At 72.8% G+C, this 1394-nt stretch carries 1 protein-coding gene; it reads left to right on the top strand.

Going from position 1 to position 1394, the window contains the following annotated elements:
• A partial coding sequence (locus tag AOK03_RS36800; RefSeq protein WP_157869181.1) for an amino acid adenylation domain-containing protein occupies window positions 1-1394 on the top strand: 1394 nt, incomplete at both ends.

Below are 1394 nucleotides of genomic sequence, written 5' to 3'. Positions count from 1 at the left end.
AGATGTGGATAAGCGACAGCTCCGCCCCCGCGCCCGCCCCGGTCACGCTCACCCAGCTGAGCAGCCAGGCGGGAACGCACTACCCGCTGGCCATCGGCGTCGTCCCTGACGGCCGCATCGAGGTCCGAGTGACCTACCGGCCCGACGTGTTCGACGGGCAGCATGCCCTTCAGGTGGGTCGGCAGCTGACACGCGTCCTCGAACGGCTCGCGGCCGACCCGACGCTGCGGGTCGGCGACATCGACGTACTGGGCACGGCGGAGCGCACCGCGGTCGTGGAACGCTGGAACGACACCGACCGGCCGGTCGGGGCCGGAACGCTCGGGGAGCTGTTCGACGCACAGGTGCGCCGCACCCCGGACGCGCCGGCCGTGATCGGGACGGACCGGCAGTGGACGTACGCCGAACTCGGCCAGGCCGCCGACCGCGTGGCGCACGACCTGCTGACGCGCGGTGTTCGCAGGGGAGACCTCGTCGGCGTGATCATGGAACGCTCCGTGGACGTGGTCGCCGTGCTGCTGGGCGTGGCCCGGTCCGGAGCCGCGTTCGTGCCGGTCGACCCGGCCCACCCGGCGGAGCGGATCGCGCACGTACTCGCCGACGCGGAGCCCGTACTCGTGGTGTGCACGACCACGACCGAGCCGGTACTCCCCACGGGCACCGCGCGCTGGGTGTTCGACGCCCCCGAGACCGTATCCCCCCTCGTCAGGCGTACGCCCCGGCCGGATGAGCCCGCCTGCCGCGTGTCGGACCCCGCGTACGTGATCTACACGTCCGGTTCGACGGGCACGCCCAAGGGCGTGGTCGTCACGCACGGCGGCATCGGCAACCTCGCCACCGGCCAGATCGAACGCTTCGCCGTACGCACGGACTCACGCGTCCTGCAACTCGCGTCCTGGAGCTTCGACGCCGCCGTCTCCGAGCTGTGCATGGCCCTGCTCTCCGGCGCGGCGCTCGTCGTGGTCGACGGCGACAGGCTGCCGCCGCACGGCTCGCTGGAGGAGCTCGCCGCCGAGTTCGGGATCACGCACATGACCGTGCCCCCATCGGTGCTGGGGACCGTGGACGCACTGCCGGACACCGTCGAGACGCTGGTGGTGGCGGGCGAGGAGTGCCCGCCCAGGCTGGCCCGCCGTTGGTCGGACCGCCGCCTCGTCAATGCGTACGGCCCCACCGAGGTGACCGTCTGCGCGGCGATGAGCGAGCCACTGCGACCGGCGCGGGAGGACGGCCCGGTGCCGGTCGGCCGCCCGCTGATCAACACCCGGGCCTACGTGCTCGACGACTTCCTGAAGCCGGTCGGCCCGGGAACCGTGGGCGAGCTGTACGTCATGGGCCCAGGGCTGGCGCGCGGATATCTGCACCGGCCCGACCTGTCGGCGGAGCGGTTCGTG

The organism is Streptomyces atriruber, from assembly GCF_001418325.1.
GTDB lineage: Bacteria > Actinomycetota > Actinomycetes > Streptomycetales > Streptomycetaceae > Streptomyces > Streptomyces atriruber.
This window is presented reverse-complemented; position numbering and strand designations above follow the sequence as displayed.